The organism is Pantoea sp. Cy-640 (genome assembly GCF_011752635.1).
GTDB lineage: Bacteria > Pseudomonadota > Gammaproteobacteria > Enterobacterales > Enterobacteriaceae > Pantoea > Pantoea dispersa.
Genome location: NZ_VWXB01000005.1, coordinates 255,281 through 281,771, shown reverse-complemented (window position 1 = coordinate 281,771; position 26,491 = coordinate 255,281). Strand labels below are relative to the sequence as shown.

Below are 26,491 nucleotides of genomic sequence, written 5' to 3'. Positions count from 1 at the left end.
ATGAACGATAGTCCCCAGAAAAGAACGATCTGGACGCGTATCCATATCGACCCGCTGTTTATGCTGATCATCATCAGCCTGCTGGCCTACAGCGCCATTGTTATCTGGAGCGCCAGCGGCCAGGATCCGGGTATGATGGAGCGCAAGCTCGGGCAGATTGCCATGGGCACCATCATCATGCTGGTGATGGCGCAGGTGCCACCGCGCGTGTATGAAAGCTGGGCGCCCTACCTCTACATTGTCTGCGTGATTTTGCTGGTGGCGGTCGATGCCTTCGGCCACATCAGCAAAGGGGCACAGCGCTGGCTGGATCTCGGTTTTGTGCGCTTTCAGCCGTCGGAAATCGCTAAAATCGCCGTGCCGCTGATGGTGGCGCGCTTCATCAACCGCGATGTCTGCCCGCCGACGCTGAAAAACACCGGCATCGCGCTGGTGCTGATTTTCATGCCGACGCTGCTGGTGGCGGCGCAACCGGACCTCGGTACCTCCATTCTGATCGCCGCCTCCGGCCTGTTTGTGCTGTTCCTGTCGGGCATGAGCTGGAAGCTGATTGGCGTGGCCGTGCTGCTGGTGGCGGCGTTCATCCCAATTCTGTGGTTCTTCCTGATGCACGATTATCAGCGTGACCGCGTGATGATGCTGCTCGATCCGGAGAGCGATCCGCTCGGTGCCGGCTACCACATTATTCAGTCCAAGATTGCTATCGGCTCCGGCGGCCTGCGCGGCAAAGGCTGGCTGCACGGCACCCAGTCGCAGCTGGAGTTTCTGCCCGAACGTCACACCGACTTTATCTTCGCGGTGCTGGCGGAAGAGCTCGGCCTGGTGGGCGTCCTGCTGCTGCTGGTGCTTTATCTGCTGCTGATCATGCGCGGGCTGGTAATTGCCGCACGCGCGCAAACCACCTTTGGTCGCGTGATGTCCGGCGGCCTGATGCTGATTCTGTTTGTGTATGTTTTCGTTAACATTGGCATGGTTAGTGGTATCTTACCGGTGGTTGGCGTGCCGCTGCCGCTGGTGAGCTACGGCGGATCGGCGCTGATTGTGTTAATGGCCGGATTTGGCATCGTGATGTCGATCCACACTCATCGAAAAATGTTATCTAAAAGCGTTTAAGAGGCTGCACATGCGTAAGGACTGGCTTGGGGTTGCTCTGGCATCACTGGTACTGGCTGCCTGTTCCACACCGGAACAGCAGACGAACACGGCCCCGCCGCAGCCGGCCTATAATGGTCCGGTGGTGGAGATTCCCGGCGTGGAGCCGCGCTATGAGCCGATCAATCCCTCTACCAGCCAGGACTACAGCGTCAACGGCAAAACCTACCGGGTGATTAAAGATCCGTCTAACTATAGTGAAGTCGGTCTGGCAACCTGGTACGGCGAAGAGGCGCAGGGCAACCGCACCGCGCTGGGTGAAACCTACGATCCGGACGCGTTAAGCGCCGCACACCCTACCCTGCCGCTGCCAAGCTACGTGCGCGTCACCAACCTGGCCAATGGCCGGCAGATTGTGGTGCGCGTCAACGATCGCGGCCCTTACACGCCGGGCCGGATTATCGACCTGTCGCGCGCCGCGGGCGATCGCCTGAATATTTCCAATAACACCCGCGTACGGGTGGATTACATCAAGGTAGCGCCGGACGGTTCAGTATCCGGCCCGGGCACCATCGGCACCACCGTGGCCAAACAGAGCTATGCGCTGCCGGCGCGCCCTGACCTGAGCGGCGGCATGGTGATGACCGGTGCCAGCAGCGCGCCAGCGCCTGCCGCACAGGATGTCCGCGCGGTGGATAACAGTTCACTGCAGAGCAACGGCAACATCGGTGCACCGGTGCAGAGCAGCGGCTTTCTCGGCGCACCGCAGCCGTTAGCCAGCGGCGTACTGGAAGGCAGCGCACCGGCCACACCGGTTGCCGCCAGCCCTGCCGCACCGGCTGCGGCTGCGGCAGCGAGTCCGGCTCCGGCCAGCCATAACGCCAGTGCCCATGCCGGCAGCGGTTTTGTGGTACAGGTTGGCGCCCTGAATGATGCCGCTCGCGCCCGGCAGATGGCGGACAGCCTTGGCCAGCGCTTTGGTGTACCCGGCGCGGTGGAAGCCAATGGTAACGTCTATCGCGTGCAGCTTGGCGGTTTCAGCAGCCGGGCTCAGGCCGCCGCGCTGCAGCAGCGCCTGAGCACTGAAGCGCAGATCAGCTCCTTTATTACCACGGCCCGCCCGTCAATGTGACGGGCCGTGCCCTTGCCTGCTGACACTGAGGCATAAAGCCAGATGTCGCACGATGGCAGCTTTGCTATAGTAAGGCACTTTTTTCACTCTTAACCCCACGGATGCTGTAGTCCTGAACATGAATACGCTGAAACCTTCTCGTTTTCTGAAACGCCTGACAGTGGGATCACTGGTCGCTCTCTCCCTCAGCCACGTTGCCTTTGCAGATGATGTTAATCTGAAAACCATGATTCCGGGCGTGCCGGACATCGATGCCGAAGCTTACGTGCTGATCGACTATAACTCCGGCAAAGTGCTGGCGGAAAAGAACGCGGACGCGCGCCGCGACCCGGCCAGTCTGACCAAAATGATGACCAGCTACGTCATCGGCCAGGCGGTCAAAGCGGGCAAAATCCATCAGGATGACATTGTTACCGTCGGTAAAGATGCCTGGGCAACCGGCAATCCGGTGTTCAAAGGCTCCTCGCTGATGTTCCTCAAGCCGGGCGATCGCGTACCGGTCTCTCAGCTGACGCGCGGTATCGTGCTGCAGTCCGGTAACGACGCCTGCGTGGCGATGGCCGATTACGTCGCCGGCAGCCAGGACGCGTTCGTTAACCTGATGAACAACTACGTGGGCGCGCTGGGCCTGAAAAATACCCATTTCCAGACCGTGCACGGTCTTGATGCTGATGGTCAGTACAGTACGGCGCGTGACATGGCGCTGATTGGCCAGGCGCTGATTCGCGATGTGCCGGATGAGTACGCGGTCTACAGAGAGAAAGAGTTCACCTTTAATAACATCCGCCAGATGAACCGTAACGGCCTGCTGTGGGATACCAGCCTGAACGTCGACGGCATCAAAACCGGCCACACCGAAGCCGCCGGCTACAACCTGGTGGCGTCAGCGACCGAAGGCCAGATGCGTCTGATCTCGGCGGTAATGGGCGGTCACACCTTCAAAGGCCGTGAAACCGAGAGTAAAAAGCTGCTGACCTGGGGCTTCCGCTTCTTCGAAACCGTGGCACCGCTGAAGGCGGGCAAAGAGTTTGCGTCTGAGCCGGTATGGTTTGGCAACAGCGATCGCGTGCAGCTCGGCGTGGAAAAAGATGCCTACCTGACCATCCCGCGCGGCCGCATGAAAGACCTCAAGGCCAGTTACGTTCTGAACAACACCGAACTGCACGCGCCGCTGCAGAAAAACCAGGTCGTGGGCAGCATCAACTTCCAGCTGGATGGTAAAACCATCGAACAGCGTCCGCTGGTGGTGCTGAACGAAGTGCAGGAAGGCGGTTTCTTCAGCCGCATCATCGATTACATCAAACTGATGTTCCATCACTGGTTCGGCTAAGGCGCGCTTGAAAAATCGCCAATCCGTCCCCAGATAAGCTACTATATTGCTCCCGCTTCGGCGGGAGCCTGTTTTTTATGCACCGGAGTTAATATGAAAACCAAACTGAATGAACTGCTCGAATTCCCGACGCCTTTTACCTACAAAGTGATGGGCCTGGCGCAACCGGAGCTGGTTGATCAAGTGGTTGAAGTGGTGCAGCGTCATGCGCCCGGCGACTACAGCCCTGACGTTAAGCCCAGCAGCAAAGGCAATTATCACTCGGTGTCGATCACCATTAACGCCACCCACATCGAACAGGTGGAAACCCTGTACGAAGAGCTGGGCAACATCGAAATCGTACGCATGGTGCTGTAATGCTGACGCTGGTAAAGGCAGCTTTGCCAGCGTTATACTCTGCCCTCCACTCGCTACCGGACTTCTGCTTTGTCTGCTAATACGCTTCTTGTTCGTCAGCTTGGCCAGCGCGACTGGCAGCCCGTCTCCGATGCCATGCATCACTTTACCGATCGGCGCGACAGCGCCACCGCCGATGAACTCTGGCTGGTGGAACACCCTGCGGTGTTTACTCAGGGCCAGGCGGGCAAAGCCGAACATGTGCTGGTGCCGGGCGATATTCCGGTGGTACAGAGCGATCGCGGCGGCCAGGTGACCTATCACGGCCCGGGCCAGCAGGTGATGTATGTACTGATTGACGTTAAACGCCGCAAGCTGGGCGTGCGCGATCTGGTCACCGCACTGGAAGAGACGGTCATCGCTACGCTGGCTGATTACGACATCAGCGCGCGTGCGCGTGCGGATGCGCCTGGCGTATACGTTGGCGATGCGAAAATCTGTTCACTCGGCCTGCGCATCCGCAAAGGCTGCTCGTTTCACGGTCTGGCGCTCAATGTCGCGATGGATCTGGCGCCCTTCCTGCGCATCAATCCCTGTGGCTATGCCGGCATGCAGATGACGCAGATCAGCGCTTTCCGGCCCGGCGTCACGCCGGCGGACGTGCAACCGCGCCTGGTGCAGCATTTCGCGCGCCTGACCGGCTTTAGCGACACGGAATGGCATGATGAGGCCGCGCGCTGACCTTGACCGTACGTGCGCATTTACAAAATTGTAACTTTCGCCACGGCTTATCGGCTGCTTCTGTCCCGGCGAGATGATATAATTTTTGCAATTTTTTCAAATAAAGTTGAAAGCCTGGTTCTCAGTTTGAGTGAGGAAGCTTTCAAATCGCAATCCCGACCGGAACCTGCAGATTTATGAGTAAACCAATTCAGATGGAACGTGGCGTCAAGTATCGCGATGCCGACAAAATGGCGCTGATTCCGGTAAAAACCGTGGTCACCGAACGCCAGGAAATCCTGCGTAAGCCGGAGTGGATGAAGATCAAGCTGCCTGCGGATTCCAGCCGCATTCAGGGCATCAAAGCGGCGATGCGTAAAAACGGCCTGCACTCGGTGTGTGAAGAGGCTTCCTGCCCTAACCTCGCCGAATGCTTTAACCACGGCACCGCCACCTTTATGATCCTCGGTGCCATCTGTACCCGCCGCTGTCCGTTCTGCGATGTGGCACACGGTCGGCCAAACGCGCCGGACGCCAACGAGCCGTTGAAGCTGGCACAAACCATCGCCGACATGGCGCTGCGCTATGTGGTGATCACCTCGGTGGACCGCGACGATCTGCGTGACGGCGGTGCACAGCACTTTGCTGACTGCATCAGCGCCATCCGTGAAAAAAGCCCGACCATCAAAATCGAAACGCTGGTACCAGACTTCCGCGGACGTATGGATCGCGCGCTGGAGATCCTCACGGCTACGCCGCCGGATGTGTTCAACCACAACCTGGAAAACGTACCGCGCGTCTATCGCCAGGTGCGTCCGGGCGCCAACTACGAGTGGTCGCTGAAGCTGCTGGAGCGTTTCAAAGAAGCGCATCCGGACGTGCCGACCAAATCCGGTCTGATGGTCGGTCTCGGGGAAACCAATGCGGAAATCATTGAGGTGATGCGCGATTTGCGTCGCCACGGTGTTACCATGCTGACCCTCGGCCAGTACCTGCAGCCAAGCCGTCACCACCTGCCGGTACAGCGTTACGTCAGCCCGGCGGAGTTCGATGAGATGAAAGAAGAAGCGCTGGCGATGGGCTTTACCCACGCCGCCTGCGGTCCCTTCGTCCGCTCGTCTTATCACGCTGATATGCAGGCGAAAGGCCTGGAAGTGAAGTAATCTCCTGCCGCGATTGCGCCCTGCTGCGGCGCAATCGCAAAAATTCTGCTTAAACCGCTTAATTCCTGCCGCAAATCTGTCGCTTTAACCGCTGAGGCCATAAGAGCCTGTTTATTATTTTTTTATTTTCTCAGTGTTTTTTTCATAAAGGTCAGATTATGCAATCATCCTTTCATATCGATGAGCTCGATTTTATGCGGGCGGCGGATGTGTCAGGTCCATCCTCTGGTAGACCGCGAAGCGGCGCGTCGGGCGAAAGCCTGGATGCGCTAAAAGCGCGCACCACGCCCATGGATATCACTAATCCGTTCGTGACGCCCCATGCGTCGTGCGAACTGGCGTTTCTTGCAACCGCCATCAGCATCGACCACCGCTACGACGAAATTCATCTGCACCTGCCGCAAAGCGCGCAGCCTGCGTCTGCGCCCGCGCCCGCACTGCCGTTCACCGAACTGCGCAGCGTAACGCCGGATGAAACGCCGTTGCTGCCAGCGCTGGAGCCAGCGCAGCAGGCCGCCGACGAGAGCGTCTGGCACAGCCTGCCTGAGGTTCCGGCGCTCAGCCCGGCGCTGTCGCTGGTCGGCACGCTGCCTGCGGCATGGTATGCCGCTGAACATCAGACGCCTCACCCGTCGCCTGTCTCCACGCCCCCAGCCCGGCAGCCGCTGAGTCTGCCTGAGGTGGCTGTACTGCGCGACATACAGCAACCCGACTATGCGGTGGATTACGATGACAGCGGTGAGCCGAAAATGTTTAGCGGCACGCTGGCGGCGGGCGCTCAGGTGCATATTTATATCGATAATGTGCTGATCGAGGTGGTAACCGGCGACGAACAGGGTCACTGGCAGTTCGCTCAGCCCGCCGATTTAAGCGCGACACAGCATGTTTTCAGTGCAGAGTTCGTCGATGAACAGGGGCATGTCAGCAGCCGTTACAATAAGTTGATTACCGTACTGCCGCAGCCTGCCGCCATTATCACGCCGATTGATGACAGCGATCTCAGCGCGATTGATTGTGCACTGATGGAACTGGCGATGCAGCAGGATGATATTGCGCCCGCTATTCTGCCGTTGACCTTCAGCGAAGCATGGCTGGATGAGTGGAACAATGCTGACAGTATACTGACCGCCAGCGGCGATCACGGTGGCAACCTGCCAGGCTGGGATGAACCGCTGGAACATCACATTGTCTGGCACTAAAAAAACGAAAACCAGACTGTAGCAGTCTGGTTTTTTAACGTAATAAATATTTACACTTATTGACGTTCAGCGCAGAGATTACTCTTTATGGCCGACGCGTTCAGCAGGCGTTTCTTCGGCACTGCTTTTGGTTGCGGTGGATTCATCATCTTTCATGGCTTTTTTAAAGCCCTTGATTGCGGAACCCAGATCGCCACCCAGTGAACGTAACTTGTTGGTGCCAAAAAGCAGTACGATAAGCGCACCGATGATCAGCAGTTTGGCAATACTGATACCTTCCATATTTTACCTTTCAACCTTCGCGAAAAACGGACAGCACTATTAACGCGCAGTTATTCACCACGCTCAACTGCAATCTGTAACAGAGTGAGATCTCACGGTCAGATAAAGCGGCTGAGAAACGCCTGGGTACGTGGATGCTGCGGATTGCCAATCACCTGCTCTGGCGGTCCCTGCTCCACCACCACGCCACCATCCATGAACACCACGCGATCGGCGGCTTCACGCGCAAAGCCAATCTCATGCGTCACCACAATCATGGTCAGGCCGCGATTGGCTAACGTTCGCATTGTAGCCAGCACTTCCCCCACCAGTTCCGGATCCAGTGCCGACGTCGGTTCATCAAACAGCATCAGCAGCGGTTTGATCGCCAGCGCACGGGCAATCGCCACGCGCTGCTGTTGTCCCCCCGACAGATGCCGCGGCCAGGCGTCGGCTTTATCGCTCAATCCGACCGTTGCCAGCAGCTCACGCGCGTGTTGCAGCACCTCATCGCGTGGGAACTTGTGCACGCCAATCGGCGCTTCCATGATGTTTTGCAGTACCGTCATATGGGGATAGAGATTGAACTGCTGAAACACCATGCCGATTTTCTGCCGCTGATGGGCAATTTTCCGCGCCGACAGGCGATGCAGCAGGCCGCGCTTTAGCGCGTAACCAATCTGCTCGTCGCCCACCATAATCGAGCCGGCATTCATCTCTTCCAGATGATTAATGCAGCGCAGAAAGGTCGACTTGCCGGAGCCCGAAGGTCCGAGAATCACCACCACTTCGCCCGGGAACACATCAAGGTCGATGCCTTTCAGCACCGCGTTATCACCGAAGCTCTTTTGCACATTACGCGCGCGCACCAGCGGCTGAATCTCGCTCATACGTCCTCCTTTAAACGCGGGGCCGCAGCCAGCGCCGTGTCACTGCTGGCGCGTCGTTTGTTCACTACCACGGTACGTTTGCTGCCGCGCGCGTAGTAGCGCTCAATGGCTGACTGGCCGACGTTGAGGATCGAGGTAATCAGCAGATACCAGATCACCGCCACCATCAGCATCGGAATGATTTCAAAGGTACGGTTGTAAACGGCCTGCACCGAATAGAGCAGATCGCCCATCGCGATAACGCTCACCAGCGACGTGGCTTTGATCATGCTAATCAGCTGGTTGCCGGTCGGGGGAATAATGGCGCGCATCGCCTGTGGAATGATGATGCGCCGCAGCGCGCGGCTGCGGCTCATGCCAAATGCCTGGGTGGTTTCAACCTGACCGTGATCGACCGACAGCAAGCCGGCACGGATAATCTCCGCCATATAGGCAGCCTCGTTGAGCGCCAGACCGGCGATGGCGGCAGTCAGCGGCGTGATCAGATCGTTAGTATTCCAGCTGGCAAAGGTGATGTCCGTCCACGGCACGGTGATCGATAGCGTGGGAAACAGTGTCGACAGGTTGTACCAGAATATCAGCTGCACCAGCAGCGGCGTACCGCGAAAGAACCAGATGTAGAGCGCCGACACGCCGCTCAGCAGTTTATTCTCTGACAGCCGCCAGACCGCCAGCAGCAGCCCCAGCAGGGTGCCCAGCACCATCGACACCACCGTCAGCCCGAGCGTCACCTGCAGCCCTTTCAGCACCGAGCCTTCGGTAAACCACTGCAGCACCACGTGCCACTCAAAATTGGGATTGGTCGCCACCAGCCACAGACCATTCGCTGCCAGCATCAGGACCACGATCCAGCTAACCCAGCGTCCATATGCGGGCGCGCTACGGGCAAAAGCGACGTCGCGCTGCGGCACGTCCCCCTGATCCGTGGGGCGCGCGTTGGGGCCGACGGCACTCATTTTGCCGTCTCCTGCGCCAGGTTACGTCCCGGCTGCGGCAGCATGTTGCCGTCCAGCTGCCACTTTTTCATGATGGCCGCGTAGGTGCCGTTGGCAAACAGTTCTTTGTAGGCATCCAGCACCACCTCGCCCAGCGGCGAGCCTTTGGGAACGACCGTGCCCTGAAAGATATCGCCAAAGCCGTTTTTCTGCCCCTGACCAGACAGTTCAAGTTGCCCCTGCGCCTGCTCAATGAAATAGGTCAGCGGCGCCTGCGAGGAGAAGAAGGCATCCGAACGCTTCGAGCGCACCGCCAGTATCGACGAAGGCTGATCGGTAAAGGACTGCACCACGACTGCAGGTTTGCCCGCAGCCTCACAGGCGGCTGACTGCTTGCGGATCACCTGCTCCGCCGAACCGGCCGCCATCACCGCAATGCGCTTGCCGCAGGTATCTGCCAGACCGTTGATGTGCGCCGGATTGCCCTTCTGCACGCCAAACACCACGAACTCCTGCACGTAGTCGATGAAGTCCACCTTTTGCTGGCGATCCGGATAATCACCTATCGGCCCGATGGCCATCTGATAGCGTCCGGAATTAATACCGGCCAGTACGCCGGACAGACCGCTCACCGTCGCGTGTTCAATTTTCACGCCCAGCAGCTGGCCGAGCGCCACGGTAAGATCGGCCGAGGCGCCATCCATTGAGTGCGGCCCGTTAACGATCTCATACGGCGGAAAGGAGCCGTTGTTTACCGAGATCATTTTGCCAGCCTGCTTGATCTGCGCCGGCAGTCGATCGTGCAGCGCCTGATCCATTTTTTGCGTCGGAATGGCGTCCGCAGCCTGGGCGACGCTCGCCGTCAGGCCGGTCGCCAGCGCGATGGCGGTTAAAAGCATTTTCATCAGTCAGTTTCCCCCAGGCAGGTCAAAGTGATTGCAATTCCGGACGGGCAAAGCGGCGATTTTCCAGTACCGGCAGCACGCTGCGGGCGTAGGCGATGCGGGCCGGATCCAGTTCGGCAAACACCAGTGCAGCGCACTCTGGTGCCTTAGCAATCACCACGCCAAGCGGATCGATCACCAGACTGTTACCAATGTTGCGCGGCCCGCACTCGCCTACCGCCACCATGTAGCAGGTGTTTTCCAGCGCGCGCGCACTGGTCAGCAGTTCCCAGTGCATCTCCTTCAACGGTCCTTTTACCCAGGCGGAAGGCAGCACCAGCACGTCGGCACCATCCAGCACCAGCCGGCGCGCCAGTTCGGGAAAACGCACGTCGTAGCAGGTCATCAGCCCGACTTTCATGCCGGCCACCTCAACCAGTGGCGGCACGGCATCACCCGGATTAACCCGCTGCGACTCCTGCATGGCGAAGGCATCGTACAGATGCAGCTTGACATACTGCGCGATGATTTCGCCATTACGCAGGGCAATCAGCACGTTGTGCGCTTTGTTATCCTGCGTCGGCACGTGCACGCTCATCATGGTGGTCAGCGCGTTACCTTTGCTGGTTTCCAGCAGCTGACTGACAAACGGCCCGTCCAGCGGCTGTGCGGCTTTTAACACCAGATCGGGATCTGCGATATCGCGCGCCAGCACGCCTTCCGGCAGTACCAGCAGATCGGCGCCCGCCGCCAGCGCATCCTGCATCAGACCACGACAAATGGCGGTGTTCTCCTGCCATTCGCGGCTAACGGCGAACTGCCCCATGGCTACTTTCATCTTCACTCCCCTCTGGCCGCCGCCGGGAAAATCTCCTCCGGCGAGAGCAACGTTGTGGTTAAGCCCTGCTGAAACAGCTCACGGGCGAAGTCGGCAATCATCCTTTTGTTAGCGGTAAATCCGTTTTGATTCCAGTCGGCAGGCAATTCCTGCGCGGTGCGTCGCAAATCATCCAGCAGCCACGGCGTGGTATCCGCGTACTTCTCGCGTTTGCGCATCCACAGCTGATACGCGCGATCGATCACCTCGCTCAGCGCCTGCGGCAGCCACGGATGCGCCGCCGCCAGCGCCGGCTTCAGCGCCAGCAGATGAATACCGGGCACATAGCCGACGCGGTTGAAGTAGTCGCGCTCAGCACTGACGAAATCCGCCTGCAGCTGGCGCAGACCGGAATCTTTCAGGAAAAAACCCTCAGGCATAAACGGTGTGAACACCGCATCCAGCTCGCCGGCTTTCAACAGTTCAATCAGCGGACGCTCGTCCGGCGCCGGTTCGATACGGCCCGGGCGACCAAATCCCGCCAGCCGGTCAACAATCGGATGATCAGCGGTCAGGCGTCCGGCAAACCAGAAGGCGTCATTGATATCGACGCCCGCTTCGCGCAGCACGGTGCGCGTCCAGGTATTACCGGAGTCCTGCCAGCCGGTAACGCCGATTCTTTTGCCTTTCAGCTGAGCTGGCGTGGTGAGCGGGCTGGCGGTGGTGGTGATGATGCAGCGCTGGCGAAAGCCACGCATCAGAAAGTGCGGCAGGCCGAGCAGTGAGCTGTCGCCGCGCGCCCGTGCCTGCGCATAGCGGCTGAACGACACCTCACCGCCTTCGTAGTATTCACTGCTGGCCAGGTTATCCACCAGCGTGCCTACGCGGTCAATGACCAGCCTGAAGCCCTGTGGCTGAATATCGCCCAGCGCCAGCGGCGTGAAGTAATCCCAGTCGCGCACCGCCAATCTGATAGTGATCATCGTTGTGCTTCTCCGTTTGTTCAGCCGCCACGCTGGCGCTGTGCATTTTTTCTGCAAATTGTGCTTGAATTTGAGTCTAAAACGCGAATACTAATCTGAACAATCATTTCTTTGTTACTGAACAAAGCTTTTTCTTATGACGCAAATTGTGGATGCAGAGTGGCTCAGCCAGCAGATTAACGACGCCTCGGTAAAAGGCATTACCCTCGCCGCGTCAACATTGATTCGCGACGGACAGATTGCCGTGGGCATGCAGATGCCGGCGGTGCGCGATTTGGCGGAACGGCTGGGCGTGAGTCCGGCCACGGTATCCGCGGCCTGGGCGCAGCTGAAGAAGCAGAAAGTGCTGGCGGGTAAAGGGCGAAGCGGAATCTGGGTGTGCGGCAACAGTGTGATGCCGCGACCGGTCCGCTTTGAGAAAATTGGCAACTATGGTGAAAACGTCAAAGCCGCGCTGGCGATGGCTGCGCCCGATCCGGCACTGCTGCCGGACCTGCGCCCGGCGATGCTGGCCGGGCTGGCGTCACCGCAGCTGAATAGCTATCAGCGTGAGGCGATTTCGCCACAGCTGCAGGCGGCCATTGCGCCGCGCTGGCCCTGTCCGGCGGAGGCGTGGCTGGCGACCGATGGCGGCTTTGATGCCATGAACCTGATTGTGCAGACGCTGCTGTCACCCGGCGATCGGGTGGTGATTGAAGATCCGACCGCGACGCGTCTGCTGGATATGCTCGACAACATCGGTGCCGAGATCCTGCCGCTGCCCGGTGATGAGCAGGGACCGCTGCCTGCGGTGCTGGCGACACACTTACAGAAAGCGCCAGCGATGTTCATTTATCAGCCACGCAACCACTCGGCGACCGGCTACAGCGTCAGCCAGCAGCGCAGTGAAGCGCTGGCGCAGGTGCTGGCGCAGAGTGCCACCCTGATTGTCGAGGATGACGGCATCGGCGATTTGTCGCGCTGGCCGGTATGGAGTCTCGGTCGCCACTATCCACAGCGTACGCTGCACGTGCACTCCTTTTCTAAAGCCTACGGCCCGGATCTGCGGCTGGCGGTGGTATCCGGCACGGCAGAACTGGTGAAACGGCTGCAGTCGTGGCGTAACTTCGGGGTCAGCTGGACCAGCCGTATTCTGCAGGATGCGGTGGCCTGGATGCTGAGCGATGCGCCCACCCAACAGCGCATACAGCAGGCTAAAGCCACGTATGCCGCGCGCCGTCAGCAGTTGCTGGCCGCACTGGCGCGGCGCGGGCTGGTACAGGAAGATCGCGACGGCCTGAGCGTGATGCTGCCGGTGGCGTCAGAGCAGTATGCCATGATCACCCTCGCCGCCCGGGGCATCACCGTGCTGCCTGGCGAACGCTGCAGCATCAACAGCGGACAGTTCATTCGCGTCAGCATTGCGCGGCTGCCGGCCGATCAGCTCGACAGCATCGCCGATGCGTTAGTGATTGCCTGTGGACGCGAGCTTAATATCAGCCCAGATCTTTGATGTGATAGCGTGGCGACTCAACGTAGCCTTCACGCGCATAAAACTGGTTGGCTTTCAGTCGCGAGGCGTGACAATGCACTTCCATGCGGTCGCAGCCGCGGGCGCGCGCCAGTTGCTCGGCGTGGTTCAGCAGCTGCTGGCCGCTGCCTTTACTGCGCTCACCCTCGGCGATACAGAAATAGCTGATGCGCGCGAAATCGCCTGCTAATGCCAGCTGCGGAATAAAGTGCAGCGAAAGAAATCCCAGCACCTGGTTTCCGTGTTCCGCCACCAGCAGCGTCTCGTCGGGATGGGCGCACAATTGCGCCAGCCGATCGCTGATAAATTTTTCCGTGCCGCGATAACCCAGCTCGGTTAACAGTGCACTCAGGGCAAAGCTGTCTTTGGCCTGTGCTTCACGTATGTTCATCCTGCCTCCTCCGTTCCCTGACTGCTGTTATATAGCGTTGCCGCTGAAAAATCTGCAAGTAAGCTTTGTTATGAGTATGTTACGGGAATTATCTGTGAACGACGCCGCAGAATGTGCCTTGTCATGCCGCTGTCACGCTGGCTTAAGGCTGGCTTAATCTTGCTTTGCCATGCTGGCATAAATGAAGTTGCGAGGCATGGCACATGAAGAATCTGGTACCGCACTGTTTAAATGAATGGCTGGCGCTGTCGCTCAGTACGCTGGTGATTATCGCCTGGGCCATTAGCTGGTGGCAGGGCTGAAAAAAGCACAAAAAAAACCCGCCATCAGGCGGGTTTTTAAAATTCTGACTGTTAACTTACAGAGCGGTAACGTTAGCAGCAGATGGGCCTTTAGCGCCGTCGGTGATTTCAAACTCTACACGCTGACCTTCAGCCAGAGTTTTGAAGCCGTTGCTCTGGATAGCAGAGAAGTGTACGAATACATCTTTGCTGCCATCTTCTGGAGTAATGAAACCGAATCCTTTGGACTCATTAAACCACTTAACGTTACCTTTGATCTTGGACATCTATATTACCTTTACATGAAAAATGGACACTAAACTGTGTCGGCATCTAGTACAGCAATTGCAGTGACATTTGTCCAGCGCGAATTGATGAAAAAGTGATAAATATTGATTTTTTCCATGCCCTTCACACTTTCTGCGCATCTTCAGCGATTAAAACTGAAATCTTAACCAGGCAAAATAGACGTTGCCGTTGTTATAAGTGCCTGGAATGTAAGTCATTTGGAAGGTTGCCGGGCCATACCCTATCGAAGCCAGCGGCAATACCAGCGGAACCGGGATATATCGCCAGTTATCCCTGGCCGTCACGCCCGCGGTGTAACCGGCGCCCAGATGGAAATTCTGATCGTTCAGCGGTCGCCAGGTCGCTTCCCAGCCGTAGCCGGCGATGGGCTCCCACTTGTTAAACGAGTCTTTAAACGCCATGGCATACAGCCCGTGCCAGTTGCCCTTTTCATCCCAGCGCGAAACGCCACCGCCCGCGCCCCACGGCCGCTCGTTGTACTTTTTGATGTGTTCATCATCGTAAGTAAAGCGGTTGTGCCAGGTGATAGCCGGGACGTAAAGATCGTAATTTTGCGGTTGTGTCCAGGTTTGCGCCACGTTATCGGAGAAGGTATTCCAGCCCGATTTAATCGCTTCGCCTGTGGTTGCCGCTGGTGTCGAAAAAGAGACCGATGAAGTCAAAATACAGCCGCAAAAGGCTGCAGAAATACGCCAGTTCACAACAATGCTTCCTGTTAAATCATCCTGTATCCGGCAGTCACCGCGTAGCGCCACATCGCGCCGCACCGTGCTGCCGTGGGTTAATGGCTGATGCCACGAGCGTGTACAGCGCGCGCGCCACAGTGGCGCCAGTCGCACCCGGCTCTGCTGGCAATCAGCTGGTTAATTTTACCTCACTGCGCGAACGGAGTCGAAACGGCAAATAAACAAAACGCAGAGGGTAATAGGTGCAGAAAATGCACTGCTCAGTTGATGATTACTTAGGGTGATTACTTAATATTCAGCAACTTATCCATAGAAATTGATTTGATGAATAAATTAATAAAATTTATCAATTGAACTCACCCGATGATTGAGATAAATCTCATCACTCCAGGACGGAGAGAGGAGGAACTGAGATGACAATTCGTTGCAGCCGCTGCGGTTGCGCCAAATTTTTTTATACAGTACCCGGCAAGGAAAAGGTCGACGATCCCGATCATCACGGCGCCTGTTGCGCCGCGTGCGGCAAGCCGATCAGCCTGCGCGATGTGATCCCGCTGTCATCCCTGCACCCGGCTTCTGCCGCCCGTCACGTTGAATAATGTTTTCAGGCACCCGCCGGGTGCCTGAACGCGTCAGAAAATCAGTTTAAACACACCAGTAATCGTCAGTAACCCGACAATAAAGATGATGGCAATAATCCACAGTATTATTTTCATTGTTCGCTCCTTCAGGATGAAAAATAACGCATCGTGCATTCAGTATAGATGATTATTCCGGCTTCGCTGGGCGCTGCGAGCGCGATCCCAGTCATTTGCGTCAGAGACTGTTGCCTGCTCTTTTTTTCTGCGAGCCCGGTCGCAGCTTATCGCTTAAGTTGCCATCCCGCCGCACGCGTAGCGTGCTGATTGTCTAAAATTACAGCGCCTGTAGCAGGCCTCAATTGTTCGCTATGTCTACGTAACAAGGAGATGATATGAGCACGATTAATACCAGCATGGGTCGTTACAGCCTCAAGGCAAAGGATCATGGCAGTCACATTCGTGGCAGCATTGCAATTAATGACGAAGGCGGTACGCAGCTCACCCTGCAAGAGTTTGATGAGCATTATCTTGACGATGTCGTCAACAACGTTATTTATCCGATCACGGGTGGGAACCGTGAAATTGCACGCGCACTGCGTGAACAGATGGTTAAAGCCGGCTTCGAACAGCCGCACTGAGTTTGTTGGGCCACGTGTTGTGGCCCTTTATCAGCCCTTACTTGCGGTTATTATCCATTTCAGCGCAGGATGCTCTCTCCCCCCCATAAGGAGATTAACCGCGTGACTGAACTGCATCGTGTTTCCCCTTCCCGCTTACATCAGTTTGTTCAGGCTATCTGGCTGCATGCCGGTAGCAGTGCCGAAGAAGCGCGCCTGGTGGCTGACCATCTTGTTGCTGCTAACCTCGCGGGCCATGACTCCCACGGCGTCGGTATGATACCGAGCTACATGGCCTCGCTGACGCAGGGCTTTCTACAGCTCAATCAGCACGTCAGCATCGAAAAAGACGCTGGCGCGGTCCTCACCCTTAATGGCCAGAAAGGCTTTGGCCAGGTGGCCGCGTACGAGGCCATGCAGCACGGCATTGAGCGGGCGAACAGGTTTGGCCTTGCGGCGGTTGGCCTGCATCATTCGCATCATATTGGCCGTATCGGTCACTGGGCGGAGCAGTGTGCCGCAGCGGGCTTTGTCTCCTTTCACTTCGTTAATGTGATGGGCGATCCGATGGTGGCGCCGTTTAACGGCAGCGATCGCCGCTTCGGCACCAATCCGTTCTGCGCGGTGTTTCCGCGTCGCGACGGCGAACCGCTGCTGCTGGACTTTGCCACCAGCGGCATCGCCTTTGGTAAAACGCGGGTGGCGTATAACAAAGGTCAGCCGGTCGCGCCGGGCTATTTGCTTGATGCGCAGGGCCAGCCGACCACCGATCCGGGCGTGATGCATCAGTCGCCGTATGGCGCGCTGACCGCCTTCGGCCTGCATAAAGGCTATGCGCTGGCGACGATGTGCGAAATCCTTGGCGGCGCGCTGTCCGGCGGTCGCACTACGCATGACGCCACGCTGCTTTCCGGCACTGACGCCATCTTCAACGGCATGACCACCATTATCCTGAACCCTGACGCGTTTGACGCACCGGCGATGCAGCAGGAAGCTGAAGAATTTCTCGCGTGGGTCAGGCGTTCACCGCAAAGTGGTGAGGCGGAGATTCTGGTGCCGGGCGAATGGGAAACGCGCAATCGGGCAGCACGTGAACGCGAGGGCATTCCGCTGGACAGCAACAGCTGGCAGCAGATTTGCGCAGCGGCACGCCAGGCTGGCATGCCGGAGGAGGAACTGGCGGCCTTCCGCGCCTTAGCGCAGTAAGCCGCCGGGGCTGAGGCGCGGTGCCTCAGCCGGTTACAGCGCAGCGGACAGCAGCAAACAGCCCAGCAGACCGCACACCGAGATGATGGTTTCCAGCGCCGACCACGAGCGAATAGTTTCACCGATGGTCAGGTTGAAGTACTCCTTGAACAGCCAGAAGCCTGGATCGTTGACGTGCGAGAAGATGACACTGCCGGAACCGACGGCAATGACCATCAGCTCCGGGCTGGCGCCGCTGGTTGCAATCAGCGGTGCCACAATGCCGCCGGCGGTAATCGCCGCGACGGTGGCAGATCCCAGCGCAATACGCAGCACCGCCGCAATTGACCACGCCATAAAGATTGGCGAGACGTTGGTTTCGTGCATCATGCCGGCGATGTATTTGTCCACGCCGCTGTCCACCAGCACCTGCTTGAAGGCGCCACCGCCGCCGATGATCAACAGCATCATGGCGATGATTTTGATCGAGTCAGTGATGGTGCCCATCACCTCATCCATGCTGCGGCCACGGTTAAGGCCAAAGGTGAAGATGGCAATCAGCACCGCAATCAGCGTCGCCATGATCGGATCGCCAAAAAATTCCGCGTACGGCAGCAGCACATGGCCTTTCGGCAGCAGCATTTCTGCCACAGCACGCAGCGCCATCAGGATTACCGGCACCAGCGCCGTCCACACGCTAACGCCAAAACCTGGCATCTCCGCTTCACTGAAAGTTTTTGGGTTCCACAACCCTTCCGGAATCGGCTTATCAATGCCTTTCAGAAAACGCGCATACACCGGCCCGGCCAGAATCACCGTCGGAATACCCAGCAGCGTACCGTACAGCAGGGTTTTCCCCATGTCGGCATTAAATAACGTGGCGATCGCGGTCGGGCCCGGATGCGGTGGCAGAAAGCCGTGCGTGACGGATAAGGCGGCGGCCATCGGCACGCCGACATACAGCAGCGGCACACGCGCCGACGCGGCAATGCTGAACACCAGCGGCAGCATCAGCACGAACCCGACTTCATAAAACAGTGCGAAGCCCACGGTGAAGCCGGTGAGCACCAGCGCCCACTGAATGTGCTTCTGGCCGAATTTTTCGATCAGCGTGGTGGCGATACGCTGCGCACCGCCGCAGTCGGCCAGCAGTTTCCCCAGCATCGCGCCAAAGCCCATGATCAGCGCCAGGCTGCCCAGGGTACCGCCGACGCCGGTTTTGATCGATCCAATCACTTTATTGACCGGCATGCCCTGCATCATGCCCACCGCCAGTGCCACCAGAATCAGGGCGATGAAGCCGTTAAGTTTGAAGCGAATCATCAGCAGCAGCAGTAACGCCACGCCAATTGCCACATAGAGTAATGGCATATTTTTTCTCCACTTTTGCGCTCGGCGTATTACCGGCAGCGGTTTGTTGTAATGGGACAAAGGGGTTATCAGTGCCAGATGTTTCAGAATGCGACATTCTGTTACCGGTATCATGTTAAGGGTAACATTGACGGGAAAGCACCTGGTGCAGCGGGTGAATTTCTGTTTTGCGAAGGTGATCAACTTTTTGTCGGAGGGTTATCAGAATGTTTGCCCCGGCAGCGGCGTGGCTTTTGGTTACACTAGCTGTTTTATGCCAACCGATAAGGATCTGCAGGTGAGTGAGAATCTGATTGAGCTGTACAGTAATCAACAAACACTGTTTGGCCGTGGCAGCATCGACCGCCTGGTCCCGCTGCTGGCGGCGAATCCGCAGCCCACGCTGCTGTTCTGCGGCCGCTCATTTCTCAACAGTCCGGCGTGGGCACGCCTGGGCGCGACGCTGAACGATCACATTCTGGGCTATGAAATTGTCAGCCATGAAGCCTCGCCAGACGAGATCGATGGCTGGGTGACGCGCTGGCGTGGCCACGTCGATCGCGTTGTCGCCATCGGCGGCGGCAGCGTGCTGGATGCGGCCAAAGCCTTTGGCGCCATGATGCAGCATCCGCTGAATATCGCTCGCTACCTCGAGAAAGTGGGCGATACGCCGGTACAGGCGGTCACGCTGCCGCTGATCGCCATTCCTACCACCGCCGGCACCGGCAGCGAGGTCACGCAGAATGCGGTGGTGACCGATCAGCAGCACATTAAGGTGAAGGCCTCACTGCGCCATCCGGTGTTTGTGCCGCAGGTGGCAATTCTCGATCCCGACCTGCTCAAAGGAGCGCCGGATCGCGTACTGGCTACCTGCGCCATTGATGCCTTTACCCACCTGTTCGAGGCTTATCTGTCACGCAAGGGCAACCTGTTCAGTCAGCAAAACGCGCTTAACGGGCTGCAACTGTTCATGCAGGCGTGGCCGTACCTCAATCAGGACGACAGCCGCGGCGATGCGGCACGTGAAGCGATGATGATGGCATCATGGCTCGGCGGCGTCAGTCTGAGCAGCGCGGGTTTGGGGGTGATCCACGGTATTGCCGGCGAGTTGGGGGCGATTAAGCCGTTCCATCACGGCGAAGTCTGCGGTCGTCTGCTGTTCCCGTTCCTGGATGTACTGGCGGAGAGCGCGCACCCCGAACAGCAGCGGCTGATGGCGGCGCTGGCTGAACGCCTGCTGCCCGATGACACGGCGCCGCCGGCGCTGGCGCTGAAAGCCTGGCTGCAGCAGCAGGCTATCGTGCAGTTCTGGCTGGAAGGACCGACGCTGGCCGCGGAAGAGGTCGACTGGATTGTGGCGCGCGCCAACAGCAAAAACGGCTGGGTCAATTATGATCCCGCCACGCTCACGGAGATGATTACCGCCGCGTGGCGCGTCGTCTGAGCCTTTCGGGCAGCGCAGGCTGCCCGTTGCTTATTCAGCCAGCAAACGGCCCTTCCCCCGCCAGCATCTGCTCAATCACCTGCAGTACGCCTTCCTGGTTATTGGACGGTGCGCCGTAGCGCGCAGCGTCTTTGACCCGCTGCGGCGCATTCTGCATGGCAAAGCTGAAGCGCGACTGCACCAGCATCTCCAGATCGTTGCCGCCGTCGCCAAACGCCAGCACCTCATCGCTGCTGATGTCCCAGCGCTGCTGCAGCAGGCGCAGACCGTTGGCTTTGTGCAAACCGGGCACAATCAAATCCACCGAGCCGTGCCCGCTCGAGGTCGCCGCCGCCGCGCCCTGATGCAGACGCTCAATATCAGCCATCAGAATATCGACATAATCATCGGACAGATTCAGCGCAAACTTGAACAGCCGGTCATCGCCCACGTCAGCGAGGCTATCGATCGCCTTGAGGCGATGGCAGTAGTGACGCATTTTGACCAGCCACTGCTCATCCATGGTGTTGAAGTGATAAGCGCTGTTGCGGCCGCAGAGGATGTATTTCAGGTTGGGATAGTTACCGCGCTGCAGGGTATCGAGCACGGCATTAACGTCCTCGCGCGAGAACGCGCCGCAGAACAGCTCCTCATCCCTGTCGAGGATCCACGCGCCATTTTCGGCGACAAAGGCGATCTCACTGGCGATGTCGGGAAAGAAGGATTTGAGCTGGTAATACTGATTACCGCTGGCGACCACAAATTTGATGCCGCGCCGCTTCATCTCCTGATAGCAGGCCTGAAAACGTGCCCGGTTGTACTGTTTTTTATCGTCGAGAAAGGTGCCGTCCATATCCACCGCCACCATTTTTACCATGGTCATCATGACTCCTTAACGCGTTGAAAGGAAAAACGGGTTGTCCAGAGAATAACCTGGTGAGCGGTGAAAGCGGAGAGAAACACGGATGGCCGTCGCCATCCGTGCGGCAGGATTAGTTAAATGCGTTATTCAGCAAAATGGCGGTGATAATGCCGGTCGCGGCCGCCACTAACACATAATTTCCGTCGATAAAGGCCCAGTGCTCGCCGCGCGGCGGCTCATACAGACCGCGTGCCCGCCAGTCGTCGACGCGATAGTGTGGACCGCGAAACTCTGGCGGTGCCGGATAACCACGGCGAAAATCATGACCGCGCCAGGCAAAGCGATCGCCGCCACGATGTCCCTCCGGCATACGGTGGTCAGCATAGTGATCGTGACGATCCGGGCCCGGGCCGCGATCGTGGCCAAAGTCACGACGGTCATGATGATCGGGACCCGGGCCGCGATCCTGATGGCGGTCGCCGCCGTGCGGGTCCCAGCGAGGGTCACCGGGACCGTCGGCCCAGGAGACGCTGGAAAACAGTGTGCTGCATGCAATAAATGACGCAATAATCGTAAGTGTTGTTTTTTTCATGGTGTTACCTCCAGGGATAACGGCAGTCTGCGCGCCGTTGAGGCTTACTATTACCTAAACAAAGCTAAAACAGCATTTCCAAAACTCTTAAAAATCGGTGACTTACAATACATTACGCCAGGTTAGCACTTTCTTAACGATTGTGGAGACTTTATGGTGGCGTGGCACGGTAAGGCTGGCAGGGAAATAAGCAGTTAATTCAGCGGGAATAAAGAAAACCCGATCGCGGGGATCGGGCGGACAATGCTATTTCCATAAAAAGCATAAAGCGGGGAAACCCTGCTAAAAAGAGGGTAAAACTGAAGCACACAACGCCACATCACTAGCATTGCCCGGAAAGAATAACATTCATCAGGGCAAAATACTTTCAGAAAACTTCTATTTTCAGAAAAAACCGTAAAAATTTTCATGGCAGCGAAAATAACCACCAAAGGTACATAACGTGAAAGGAAATAAGGTCCGTGCTCTGACCAGCTGTCGCCATGAAATATAGTCAGCCCGTATAATATATCGACAAAAAATCACAATACATTGAATTTAAACGTCAAAAATTAAGTCATACCATTTTTTAGTTATGCCGCTATTTAAGCCGACCGGCAAACTAGCTGGCTGGCACATTTCATTGATAACGAGAGCCCTATTGCAGCCCTGGCAATTAATCGATGTGCGTGATTAATATAACGCTAATTTTTCACTGCGCTGAAGCGTAAGGTTAAATAACCAGCAAGCTGGCGCACAATAATTATGTGTCGGCTGTTAATCTGATTGCGCTAGCGAATTTAGCGGGGTGGCGAAGAAACAGGATATCGCTGAGTTGCAGCCGGATGGCGCAGCAGCGCCTGCGCCGGACGTATCGGCCGCCGCACCAGTTCACCCGCACAGTTCGGGCAGCGCTGCGCCAGCACGCCTTCAGCGCAGTCGACACAAAACGTGCACTCAAACGAGCAGATGCGCGCATCAGGCGAGGCCGGAGGCAGATCTTTATCGCAGCATTCACAGTTAGGACGTAATTCCAGCATGGCACTCTCCTGTCAGGGTTCAGGGCTATCATCGCCGCCGCCGCCCCGGCGCGCCAGCCTGTGAGCGGACATCGCGCGGACAAATCAGGACATCCTGCCGCGCTGCGCTTTTGTGATCCGTCTCCCACTGCGCTTCTTTCCCGCTTGCCGGCCGGGTTAGAATGGAACATGATTTAAATGTTCATAAAATTGAAGATTAAGCATGAGCAAAGCGTTTATTAAGAAAGAAGGATTAGCGCGGGTCAGTCTGGCACGCTATCTGTTTGGTCTCAAACCCGGTGACCGGCTGAAAACCATTGACGTGCTCTCCAGCGAGCTGGCGCTGTCGGTGGGCGTAGTGCAAAACGCGCTAAAAAGTCTGGAGGCGGAACAGTGTGTAACGCTCGATCGTCGCGGACGCAATGGCACCGTACTGAGCCAGATGGATTTTCCACGTCTGCTGGAGCAGGCCGATATTGGCAACATTCTCTGTGCCATGCCGCTACCTTACACGCGGTTATATGAAGGGTTGGCCAGCGCCATCAAAACGCAGTTTGCCGGCTATCCGCTCTATTTTGCGCATATGCGCGGTGCAGAAGTGCGTATCGATTGCCTGATTGACGGCGTGTACGACATGGCAGTGGTGTCGCACCTTGCGGCAGAAAGTTATCTGCAGCAGGGTGAGGTGACAGCGGTGCTGAATTTTGGCCCGGGCAGTTATGTTGCCGGCCATCGGCTGCTGTATCGCGCCAGCCGTCAGGGTGACATTCGCCGCGTCGGGCTTGATCCGCGCTCGCCGGACCAGCGCCTGCTAACCGAGCGGGTGTTTGCCGGCCAGACCATCGAACGCGTCGCCCTGCCCTATAACCTGACACTGGCGGCGCTGCAGCGCGGCGAGATTGATGCCGCAGTGTGGAACCATACCGATGAAGCAACGGCAGACATTATTCAGCAACCGATTGACCACGCCGACGCGGTGAAAGCCTCAGAAGCGGTATTACTCATACATAACAACGCTAAAGTCATTCAACATTTAGTGCAGTCGCTGCTGGATATTCCACAGCTGCTGCGCCATCAACAGGATGTCGCGCTCGGCATCAGGGAACCCAATTATTAACAGGTGCAACATGGAAATACGCTTACAGATTTTGCACGACGCGCAGGTGATCGATGAGGAGATTTACCACGGCATGCTGGCGGTGGTTAACCGGCTCGAACAGCACTGGCAGCTGCGTATTCGTCATGCGCAGGGAGAAATGCTGATCACCCATATGGCGAATGCGCTGATGCGCACACGTCGTGGCGAAGTTATCCCGGCACTGGATACTGACGTACTGGCGGAAATTGCTGAATCCGATCGCTATCCCGCAATCCAGGCGCTGCATCAGGATTTGCTCAGCCTGTTCGCGTTTGAAGTACCGCAGCATGAACAGGGCTACCTGCTGGCCAACCTGTACGGGCTGGTGCTGGCACAACAGGAAAGCGCGGCGTAACGTTTTTATGCGCCTAAATATTCAAAAAAATGAAAATAACGGGGGTTGCTGATGTTTCTTAACGCGCTGGAAAGACAGAATCCAGCCCTGATGGAAGCCGCGCTACGTTTCTGGCAGCGCGGAGATATCCGCCCGGATAGCTACGTGATTGATGTCGACCAGGTGCTGGCCAATGCCCGCCTGCTGGAGGCAACCGCGCGGGCACATGGCCTGAAACTCTATCTGATGAGCAAACAGTTTGGCCGTAATCCCCTGCTCAGCCAGCTGATTCTGCAGCAGGGTTTTGCCGGAATGGTCGCGGTGGATTTCAAAGAGGCACAGCGCCTGTGGCAGCACGGTCTGCCGGTGGCACACGTTGGCCATCTGGTGCAATTGCCAGAGCAGCTAATCGAGGCTGCCGTGGCGCAGCGCCCGCAGGTTATCACCGTCTACAGTCTGGAAAAAGCTGAGAGCATTGCCGCCGCCGCCCGACGCCAGCAGTGGGAACAACCGCTGCTGCTCAAGGTGGTCGATCAGGGCGATGTGGTTTACCCGAACCAGGAAGCCGGTTTCAGCCTGGCCGAGTTACCGGCCGTGCTGGCGCATTTACAGCGACTGGCGGGAATTCGTGTCGCTGGCGTGACGCACTTTCCGTGCATGGCGTTTTGCAGCACCTCACAGCAGACCGAAGCCACCGCGAATCTGCGCACGCTGCTGGCGGCAAAAGCGCTGCTGACGCAGCACGGTATTCAGGTCGAGCAGGTTAATGCGCCATCAGCCAGTAGCGTCGCGACGCTACCGCTGCTGGCCGCTCAGGGGGTGACCCATGCTGAGCCAGGCCATGCGCTGACCGGAACGCTGCCGTCTAACCAGCACGGCGACGGCGCAGAGAAGATTGCCATGCTCTATCTCTCTGAAATCTCACACAACTATCAGAACACCAGCTACTGCTACGGCGGCGGACACTATCGCCGCAGCCATATGCAGCACGCTGCGGTGTGGCATCAGGGCTGGCAACGCTGCGAGGTGCAGCCGGTCGACAGTGACAGCATCGATTACACCCTGCCGCTGGCCGGTTACTGGCCACCGGGCAGCGCGGTGGTGATGTGTTTTCGTACCCAGGTGTTTGTCACGCGCAGTGACGTGGCGCTAATTGGCGGGCTGCACAGCGGTCAGCCGACGCTGCTGGGTTTATTCGACAGCCTCGGCAATGCCCTGTCAGGAGTCAGTCATGGATAAATTTTTAGTGCTGGTGATCGACAGCTTCGGCGTCGGTGCCATGGAGGATGTACCGCAAGTGCGCCCGCAGGACAGCGGCGCGAATACCTGCGGCCACATTCTGCAGACCTTCCCGTCACTGCGGCTGCCCACGCTGGAACAGCTGGGACTGATCAATGCACTGCAGCTGGCCGCACCGGACTGTGATCACAGCGTGATGCGCCCCAACCCGGCGGCCACCTTCGGTGTCGCGCAGTTGCAGCATGAGGGCGGCGATACCTTTATGGGCCACCAGGAGATCATGGGCACGCTGCCGCTGCCGCCGCTGCGCATGCCGTTTTCGAAGGTCATCGATAAGGTCGAAGCCGCCCTGCTGCGTGCCGGCTATCACGTTACGCGTCATCCTGACGGTGAGCTGGCGCTGCTGTGGGTCAACGATGCCGTGGCGATTGGCGATAACCTCGAAGCGGATTTGGGTCAGGTATTTAATATCTGCGCCAACCTGTCCGCTGTGTCCTTTAGCGAAGTGGAAAAGATTGGCCGTATCGTCCGGGCTCAGGTCGAAGTGGGCCGGGTCATTGCTTATGGCGGTCTGCTGGCGAGCAGCGCGCAAATTCTCGCGGCGGCAGAGAGTAAACAGGGACGCTATTTCGGTATCAATAGTCCCAAAGCTGGGGTTTATCAACGCGGCTTCGAGGTGGTGCACCTCGGTTACGGTGTGGATGCCGAGGTGCAGGTGCCCGCCCAGCTGTATCAGCAGGGCATTACCAGCGTACTGGTCGGCAAAGTGGCGGATATCGTGGCCAATCCCCATGGCCGCAACTATCCGCGCCTGGTCGATTCGCAAACCATTCTCGACATCACGCTTGAAGAGATGCAGCGGCCACAGGCGGCGTTCATCTGCACCAACATCCAGGAGACCGATCTCGCCGGTCATGCCGAAGATACCGCGCGCTATGCCGAGCGCCTGCAGCTGGTGGATCGCGCACTGGCGCGTATCGTGGCGCAAATGGATGCCAGCGACTGTCTGGTGGTGATGGCTGACCACGGCAACGATCCCACCGTTGGTCACAGCAAACATACCCGCGAACAGGTGCCGCTGCTGGTCTATCGCCGCGGGCAACCTCCCTGTGCGCTTGGCATCCGCCGTACTTTGTCGGATGTCGGTGCCACCGTCTGCGAATTTTTCCACGCCCGCGCCCCGCAGAACGGCGCAGGTTTTCTGGCTGCGCTCAATGCAGCCGGTATTCAATCAGCTTAACCATTACAGGTGA

At 57.8% G+C, this 26,491-nt stretch carries 29 protein-coding genes; 16 read left to right on the top strand and 13 right to left on the bottom strand.

Annotated features, from left to right (window positions below):
- From mrdB to F3J36_RS15040, 7 genes are all read left to right on the top strand, one after another.
- Nucleotides 1-1,113: a peptidoglycan glycosyltransferase MrdB gene (gene mrdB / locus F3J36_RS15070; protein WP_031279886.1), complete on the top strand. Its 1,113-nt coding sequence runs from the start codon at nucleotides 1-3 to the stop codon at nucleotides 1,111-1,113.
- Between the two features lie 10 nt (nucleotides 1,114-1,123).
- Nucleotides 1,124-2,224 carry an endolytic peptidoglycan transglycosylase RlpA gene (gene rlpA / locus F3J36_RS15065; RefSeq protein ID WP_059010530.1) on the top strand — a complete coding sequence of 367 codons (1,101 nt, stop codon included), beginning with the start codon at nucleotides 1,124-1,126 and terminating at the stop codon, nucleotides 2,222-2,224.
- Nucleotides 2,225-2,342: 118 nt separating this feature from the next.
- Entirely contained in the window at nucleotides 2,343-3,554 is a 1,212-nt protein-coding gene (dacA, locus tag F3J36_RS15060) for a D-alanyl-D-alanine carboxypeptidase DacA (RefSeq protein ID WP_021508587.1), read from the top strand.
- 93 nt (nucleotides 3,555-3,647) lie between these two features.
- A complete protein-coding gene (gene ybeD, locus F3J36_RS15055) occupies nucleotides 3,648-3,911 on the top strand; it encodes a DUF493 family protein YbeD (protein ID WP_010618866.1) in 264 nt (87 codons plus the stop codon).
- Nucleotides 3,912-3,980: 69 nt separating this feature from the next.
- Complete coding sequence (gene lipB, locus F3J36_RS15050; RefSeq protein WP_166719963.1) at nucleotides 3,981-4,631, top strand: lipoyl(octanoyl) transferase LipB; 651 nt, start codon at nucleotides 3,981-3,983, stop codon at nucleotides 4,629-4,631.
- Nucleotides 4,632-4,807: 176 nt separating this feature from the next.
- Nucleotides 4,808-5,773, top strand: coding sequence for a lipoyl synthase (gene lipA / locus F3J36_RS15045; protein WP_058757902.1), 966 nt, complete (start codon nucleotides 4,808-4,810; stop codon nucleotides 5,771-5,773).
- A 158-nt stretch (nucleotides 5,774-5,931) separates the two neighbouring features.
- Entirely contained in the window at nucleotides 5,932-6,972 is a 1,041-nt protein-coding gene (locus tag F3J36_RS15040) for a hypothetical protein (RefSeq protein WP_166719962.1), read from the top strand.
- A gap of 78 nt (nucleotides 6,973-7,050) precedes the next feature.
- Here F3J36_RS15040 and tatE read toward each other — a convergent pair whose 3' ends face one another.
- The 6 genes from tatE to F3J36_RS15010 all read right to left on the bottom strand — a co-directional run bounded on the left by tatE (nucleotide 7,051) and on the right by F3J36_RS15010 (nucleotide 11,742).
- Complete coding sequence (gene tatE / locus F3J36_RS15035; RefSeq protein ID WP_010618871.1) at nucleotides 7,051-7,254, bottom strand: twin-arginine translocase subunit TatE; 204 nt, start codon at nucleotides 7,252-7,254, stop codon at nucleotides 7,051-7,053.
- A 98-nt stretch (nucleotides 7,255-7,352) separates the two neighbouring features.
- Nucleotides 7,353-8,123 carry an amino acid ABC transporter ATP-binding protein gene (locus F3J36_RS15030; RefSeq protein ID WP_058757904.1) on the bottom strand — a complete coding sequence of 257 codons (771 nt, stop codon included), beginning with the start codon at nucleotides 8,121-8,123 and terminating at the stop codon, nucleotides 7,353-7,355.
- The gene (locus tag F3J36_RS15025) at nucleotides 8,120-9,079 is read right to left on the bottom strand and encodes an amino acid ABC transporter permease (RefSeq protein WP_166719961.1); all 960 of its coding nucleotides are present in this window, start codon (nucleotides 9,077-9,079) and stop codon (nucleotides 8,120-8,122) included. The genes F3J36_RS15030 and F3J36_RS15025 overlap by 4 nt, the downstream gene beginning before the upstream one ends.
- Complete coding sequence (locus F3J36_RS15020; protein WP_058769431.1) at nucleotides 9,076-9,963, bottom strand: ABC transporter substrate-binding protein; 888 nt, start codon at nucleotides 9,961-9,963, stop codon at nucleotides 9,076-9,078. Before F3J36_RS15020 ends, F3J36_RS15025 begins: the two co-directional genes overlap by 4 nt.
- A gap of 22 nt (nucleotides 9,964-9,985) precedes the next feature.
- Complete coding sequence (locus F3J36_RS15015; RefSeq protein WP_059010522.1) at nucleotides 9,986-10,780, bottom strand: deaminated glutathione amidase; 795 nt, start codon at nucleotides 10,778-10,780, stop codon at nucleotides 9,986-9,988.
- 2 nt (nucleotides 10,781-10,782) lie between these two features.
- Entirely contained in the window at nucleotides 10,783-11,742 is a 960-nt protein-coding gene (locus F3J36_RS15010) for a nitrate ABC transporter substrate-binding protein (RefSeq protein WP_166719960.1), read from the bottom strand.
- A gap of 136 nt (nucleotides 11,743-11,878) precedes the next feature.
- On the opposite strand from F3J36_RS15010, the gene F3J36_RS15005 reads away from it, so the two are divergent.
- Nucleotides 11,879-13,234 carry an aminotransferase class I/II-fold pyridoxal phosphate-dependent enzyme gene (locus F3J36_RS15005; protein WP_166719959.1) on the top strand — a complete coding sequence of 452 codons (1,356 nt, stop codon included), beginning with the start codon at nucleotides 11,879-11,881 and terminating at the stop codon, nucleotides 13,232-13,234.
- On the opposite strand, the gene F3J36_RS15000 is transcribed toward F3J36_RS15005, so the two are convergent.
- From F3J36_RS15000 to pagP, 3 genes are all read right to left on the bottom strand, one after another.
- Nucleotides 13,218-13,643, bottom strand: a complete 426-nt coding sequence (locus F3J36_RS15000; RefSeq protein WP_021508597.1) for a GNAT family N-acetyltransferase — start codon at nucleotides 13,641-13,643, stop codon at nucleotides 13,218-13,220. The genes F3J36_RS15005 and F3J36_RS15000 overlap by 17 nt on opposite strands.
- Before the next feature lie 358 nt (nucleotides 13,644-14,001).
- Nucleotides 14,002-14,211 carry a transcription antiterminator/RNA stability regulator CspE gene (cspE, locus tag F3J36_RS14995; RefSeq protein WP_010615627.1) on the bottom strand — a complete coding sequence of 70 codons (210 nt, stop codon included), beginning with the start codon at nucleotides 14,209-14,211 and terminating at the stop codon, nucleotides 14,002-14,004.
- Between the two features lie 150 nt (nucleotides 14,212-14,361).
- On the bottom strand, nucleotides 14,362-14,934 hold the full coding sequence (gene pagP, locus F3J36_RS14990; protein ID WP_021508599.1) for a lipid IV(A) palmitoyltransferase PagP: 573 nt from the start codon (nucleotides 14,932-14,934) through the stop codon (nucleotides 14,362-14,364).
- Between the two features lie 398 nt (nucleotides 14,935-15,332).
- Between pagP and F3J36_RS14985 the strand changes: the two genes are divergently transcribed.
- The 3 genes from F3J36_RS14985 to F3J36_RS14975 all read left to right on the top strand — a co-directional run bounded on the left by F3J36_RS14985 (nucleotide 15,333) and on the right by F3J36_RS14975 (nucleotide 17,323).
- Nucleotides 15,333-15,518, top strand: a complete 186-nt coding sequence (locus F3J36_RS14985; RefSeq protein ID WP_058775268.1) for a hypothetical protein — start codon at nucleotides 15,333-15,335, stop codon at nucleotides 15,516-15,518.
- Between the two features lie 374 nt (nucleotides 15,519-15,892).
- On the top strand, nucleotides 15,893-16,138 hold the full coding sequence (locus F3J36_RS14980) for a hypothetical protein (protein ID WP_021508600.1): 246 nt from the start codon (nucleotides 15,893-15,895) through the stop codon (nucleotides 16,136-16,138).
- Nucleotides 16,139-16,240: 102 nt separating this feature from the next.
- Nucleotides 16,241-17,323 (top strand): malate/lactate/ureidoglycolate dehydrogenase, encoded by a 1,083-nt coding sequence (locus tag F3J36_RS14975; protein ID WP_211725137.1) that lies wholly within the window; start codon nucleotides 16,241-16,243, stop codon nucleotides 17,321-17,323.
- 33 nt (nucleotides 17,324-17,356) lie between these two features.
- On the opposite strand, the gene gntT is transcribed toward F3J36_RS14975, so the two are convergent.
- Nucleotides 17,357-18,673: a gluconate transporter gene (gntT, locus tag F3J36_RS14970; protein WP_021508602.1), complete on the bottom strand. Its 1,317-nt coding sequence runs from the start codon at nucleotides 18,671-18,673 to the stop codon at nucleotides 17,357-17,359.
- Between the two features lie 277 nt (nucleotides 18,674-18,950).
- Here gntT and F3J36_RS14965 point away from each other — a divergent pair, with 277 nt between their 5' ends.
- Nucleotides 18,951-20,096: an iron-containing alcohol dehydrogenase gene (locus F3J36_RS14965; RefSeq protein ID WP_166719957.1), complete on the top strand. Its 1,146-nt coding sequence runs from the start codon at nucleotides 18,951-18,953 to the stop codon at nucleotides 20,094-20,096.
- A gap of 34 nt (nucleotides 20,097-20,130) precedes the next feature.
- Here F3J36_RS14965 and F3J36_RS14960 read toward each other — a convergent pair whose 3' ends face one another.
- From F3J36_RS14960 to F3J36_RS14950, 3 genes are all read right to left on the bottom strand, one after another.
- Complete coding sequence (locus F3J36_RS14960; RefSeq protein WP_136545641.1) at nucleotides 20,131-20,958, bottom strand: Cof-type HAD-IIB family hydrolase; 828 nt, start codon at nucleotides 20,956-20,958, stop codon at nucleotides 20,131-20,133.
- 109 nt (nucleotides 20,959-21,067) lie between these two features.
- The gene (locus F3J36_RS14955) at nucleotides 21,068-21,529 is read right to left on the bottom strand and encodes an RcnB family protein (protein WP_021508605.1); all 462 of its coding nucleotides are present in this window, start codon (nucleotides 21,527-21,529) and stop codon (nucleotides 21,068-21,070) included.
- A 779-nt stretch (nucleotides 21,530-22,308) separates the two neighbouring features.
- Nucleotides 22,309-22,548, bottom strand: coding sequence for a DUF1272 domain-containing protein (locus F3J36_RS14950; protein WP_166719956.1), 240 nt, complete (start codon nucleotides 22,546-22,548; stop codon nucleotides 22,309-22,311).
- A 202-nt stretch (nucleotides 22,549-22,750) separates the two neighbouring features.
- Here F3J36_RS14950 and yhfZ point away from each other — a divergent pair, with 202 nt between their 5' ends.
- Genes yhfZ through F3J36_RS14930 form a run of 4 tightly spaced genes read left to right on the top strand, consistent with a single transcriptional unit; the run spans nucleotide 22,751 to nucleotide 26,478 of the window.
- The gene (gene yhfZ / locus F3J36_RS14945; RefSeq protein WP_166719955.1) at nucleotides 22,751-23,644 is read left to right on the top strand and encodes a GntR family transcriptional regulator YhfZ; all 894 of its coding nucleotides are present in this window, start codon (nucleotides 22,751-22,753) and stop codon (nucleotides 23,642-23,644) included.
- 10 nt (nucleotides 23,645-23,654) lie between these two features.
- Nucleotides 23,655-24,020, top strand: a complete 366-nt coding sequence (locus F3J36_RS14940) for a PRD domain-containing protein (RefSeq protein ID WP_166719954.1) — start codon at nucleotides 23,655-23,657, stop codon at nucleotides 24,018-24,020.
- A 51-nt stretch (nucleotides 24,021-24,071) separates the two neighbouring features.
- Complete coding sequence (locus tag F3J36_RS14935) at nucleotides 24,072-25,238, top strand: YhfX family PLP-dependent enzyme (protein ID WP_166719953.1); 1,167 nt, start codon at nucleotides 24,072-24,074, stop codon at nucleotides 25,236-25,238.
- Nucleotides 25,231-26,478 (top strand): phosphopentomutase, encoded by a 1,248-nt coding sequence (locus F3J36_RS14930; RefSeq protein WP_166719952.1) that lies wholly within the window; start codon nucleotides 25,231-25,233, stop codon nucleotides 26,476-26,478. The genes F3J36_RS14935 and F3J36_RS14930 overlap by 8 nt, the downstream gene beginning before the upstream one ends.
- Nucleotides 26,479-26,491 lie beyond the last annotated feature (13 nt).

Bases quoted from the DNA above. Each gene is read 5' to 3' on its own strand.
- F3J36_RS14940 (WP_166719954.1), top strand. From the start codon at position 23,655: ATGGAAATACGCTTACAGATTTTGCACGACGCGCAGGTGATCGATGAG.
- F3J36_RS14955 (WP_021508605.1), bottom strand. From the start codon at position 21,529: ATGAAAAAAACAACACTTACGATTATTGCGTCATTTATTGCATGCAGC.
- F3J36_RS15010 (WP_166719960.1), bottom strand. From the start codon at position 11,742: ATGATCACTATCAGATTGGCGGTGCGCGACTGGGATTACTTCACGCCG.
- F3J36_RS14930 (WP_166719952.1), top strand. From the start codon at position 25,231: ATGGATAAATTTTTAGTGCTGGTGATCGACAGCTTCGGCGTCGGTGCC.
- F3J36_RS15030 (WP_058757904.1), bottom strand. From the start codon at position 8,123: ATGAGCGAGATTCAGCCGCTGGTGCGCGCGCGTAATGTGCAAAAGAGC.
- tatE (WP_010618871.1), bottom strand. From the start codon at position 7,254: ATGGAAGGTATCAGTATTGCCAAACTGCTGATCATCGGTGCGCTTATC.
- mrdB (WP_031279886.1), top strand. From the start codon at position 1: ATGAACGATAGTCCCCAGAAAAGAACGATCTGGACGCGTATCCATATC.
- rlpA (WP_059010530.1), top strand. From the start codon at position 1,124: ATGCGTAAGGACTGGCTTGGGGTTGCTCTGGCATCACTGGTACTGGCT.
- gntT (WP_021508602.1), bottom strand. From the start codon at position 18,673: ATGCCATTACTCTATGTGGCAATTGGCGTGGCGTTACTGCTGCTGCTG.
- cspE (WP_010615627.1), bottom strand. From the start codon at position 14,211: ATGTCCAAGATCAAAGGTAACGTTAAGTGGTTTAATGAGTCCAAAGGA.
- F3J36_RS14960 (WP_136545641.1), bottom strand. From the start codon at position 20,958: ATGACCATGGTAAAAATGGTGGCGGTGGATATGGACGGCACCTTTCTC.
- ybeD (WP_010618866.1), top strand. From the start codon at position 3,648: ATGAAAACCAAACTGAATGAACTGCTCGAATTCCCGACGCCTTTTACC.
- dacA (WP_021508587.1), top strand. From the start codon at position 2,343: ATGAATACGCTGAAACCTTCTCGTTTTCTGAAACGCCTGACAGTGGGA.
- F3J36_RS14985 (WP_058775268.1), top strand. From the start codon at position 15,333: ATGACAATTCGTTGCAGCCGCTGCGGTTGCGCCAAATTTTTTTATACA.
- F3J36_RS15040 (WP_166719962.1), top strand. From the start codon at position 5,932: ATGCAATCATCCTTTCATATCGATGAGCTCGATTTTATGCGGGCGGCG.
- F3J36_RS15015 (WP_059010522.1), bottom strand. From the start codon at position 10,780: ATGAAAGTAGCCATGGGGCAGTTCGCCGTTAGCCGCGAATGGCAGGAG.
- yhfZ (WP_166719955.1), top strand. From the start codon at position 22,751: ATGAGCAAAGCGTTTATTAAGAAAGAAGGATTAGCGCGGGTCAGTCTG.
- F3J36_RS15020 (WP_058769431.1), bottom strand. From the start codon at position 9,963: ATGAAAATGCTTTTAACCGCCATCGCGCTGGCGACCGGCCTGACGGCG.
- lipA (WP_058757902.1), top strand. From the start codon at position 4,808: ATGAGTAAACCAATTCAGATGGAACGTGGCGTCAAGTATCGCGATGCC.
- F3J36_RS15005 (WP_166719959.1), top strand. From the start codon at position 11,879: ATGACGCAAATTGTGGATGCAGAGTGGCTCAGCCAGCAGATTAACGAC.
- F3J36_RS15000 (WP_021508597.1), bottom strand. From the start codon at position 13,643: ATGAACATACGTGAAGCACAGGCCAAAGACAGCTTTGCCCTGAGTGCA.
- F3J36_RS14980 (WP_021508600.1), top strand. From the start codon at position 15,893: ATGAGCACGATTAATACCAGCATGGGTCGTTACAGCCTCAAGGCAAAG.
- F3J36_RS14950 (WP_166719956.1), bottom strand. From the start codon at position 22,548: ATGCTGGAATTACGTCCTAACTGTGAATGCTGCGATAAAGATCTGCCT.
- F3J36_RS14935 (WP_166719953.1), top strand. From the start codon at position 24,072: ATGTTTCTTAACGCGCTGGAAAGACAGAATCCAGCCCTGATGGAAGCC.
- F3J36_RS15025 (WP_166719961.1), bottom strand. From the start codon at position 9,079: ATGAGTGCCGTCGGCCCCAACGCGCGCCCCACGGATCAGGGGGACGTG.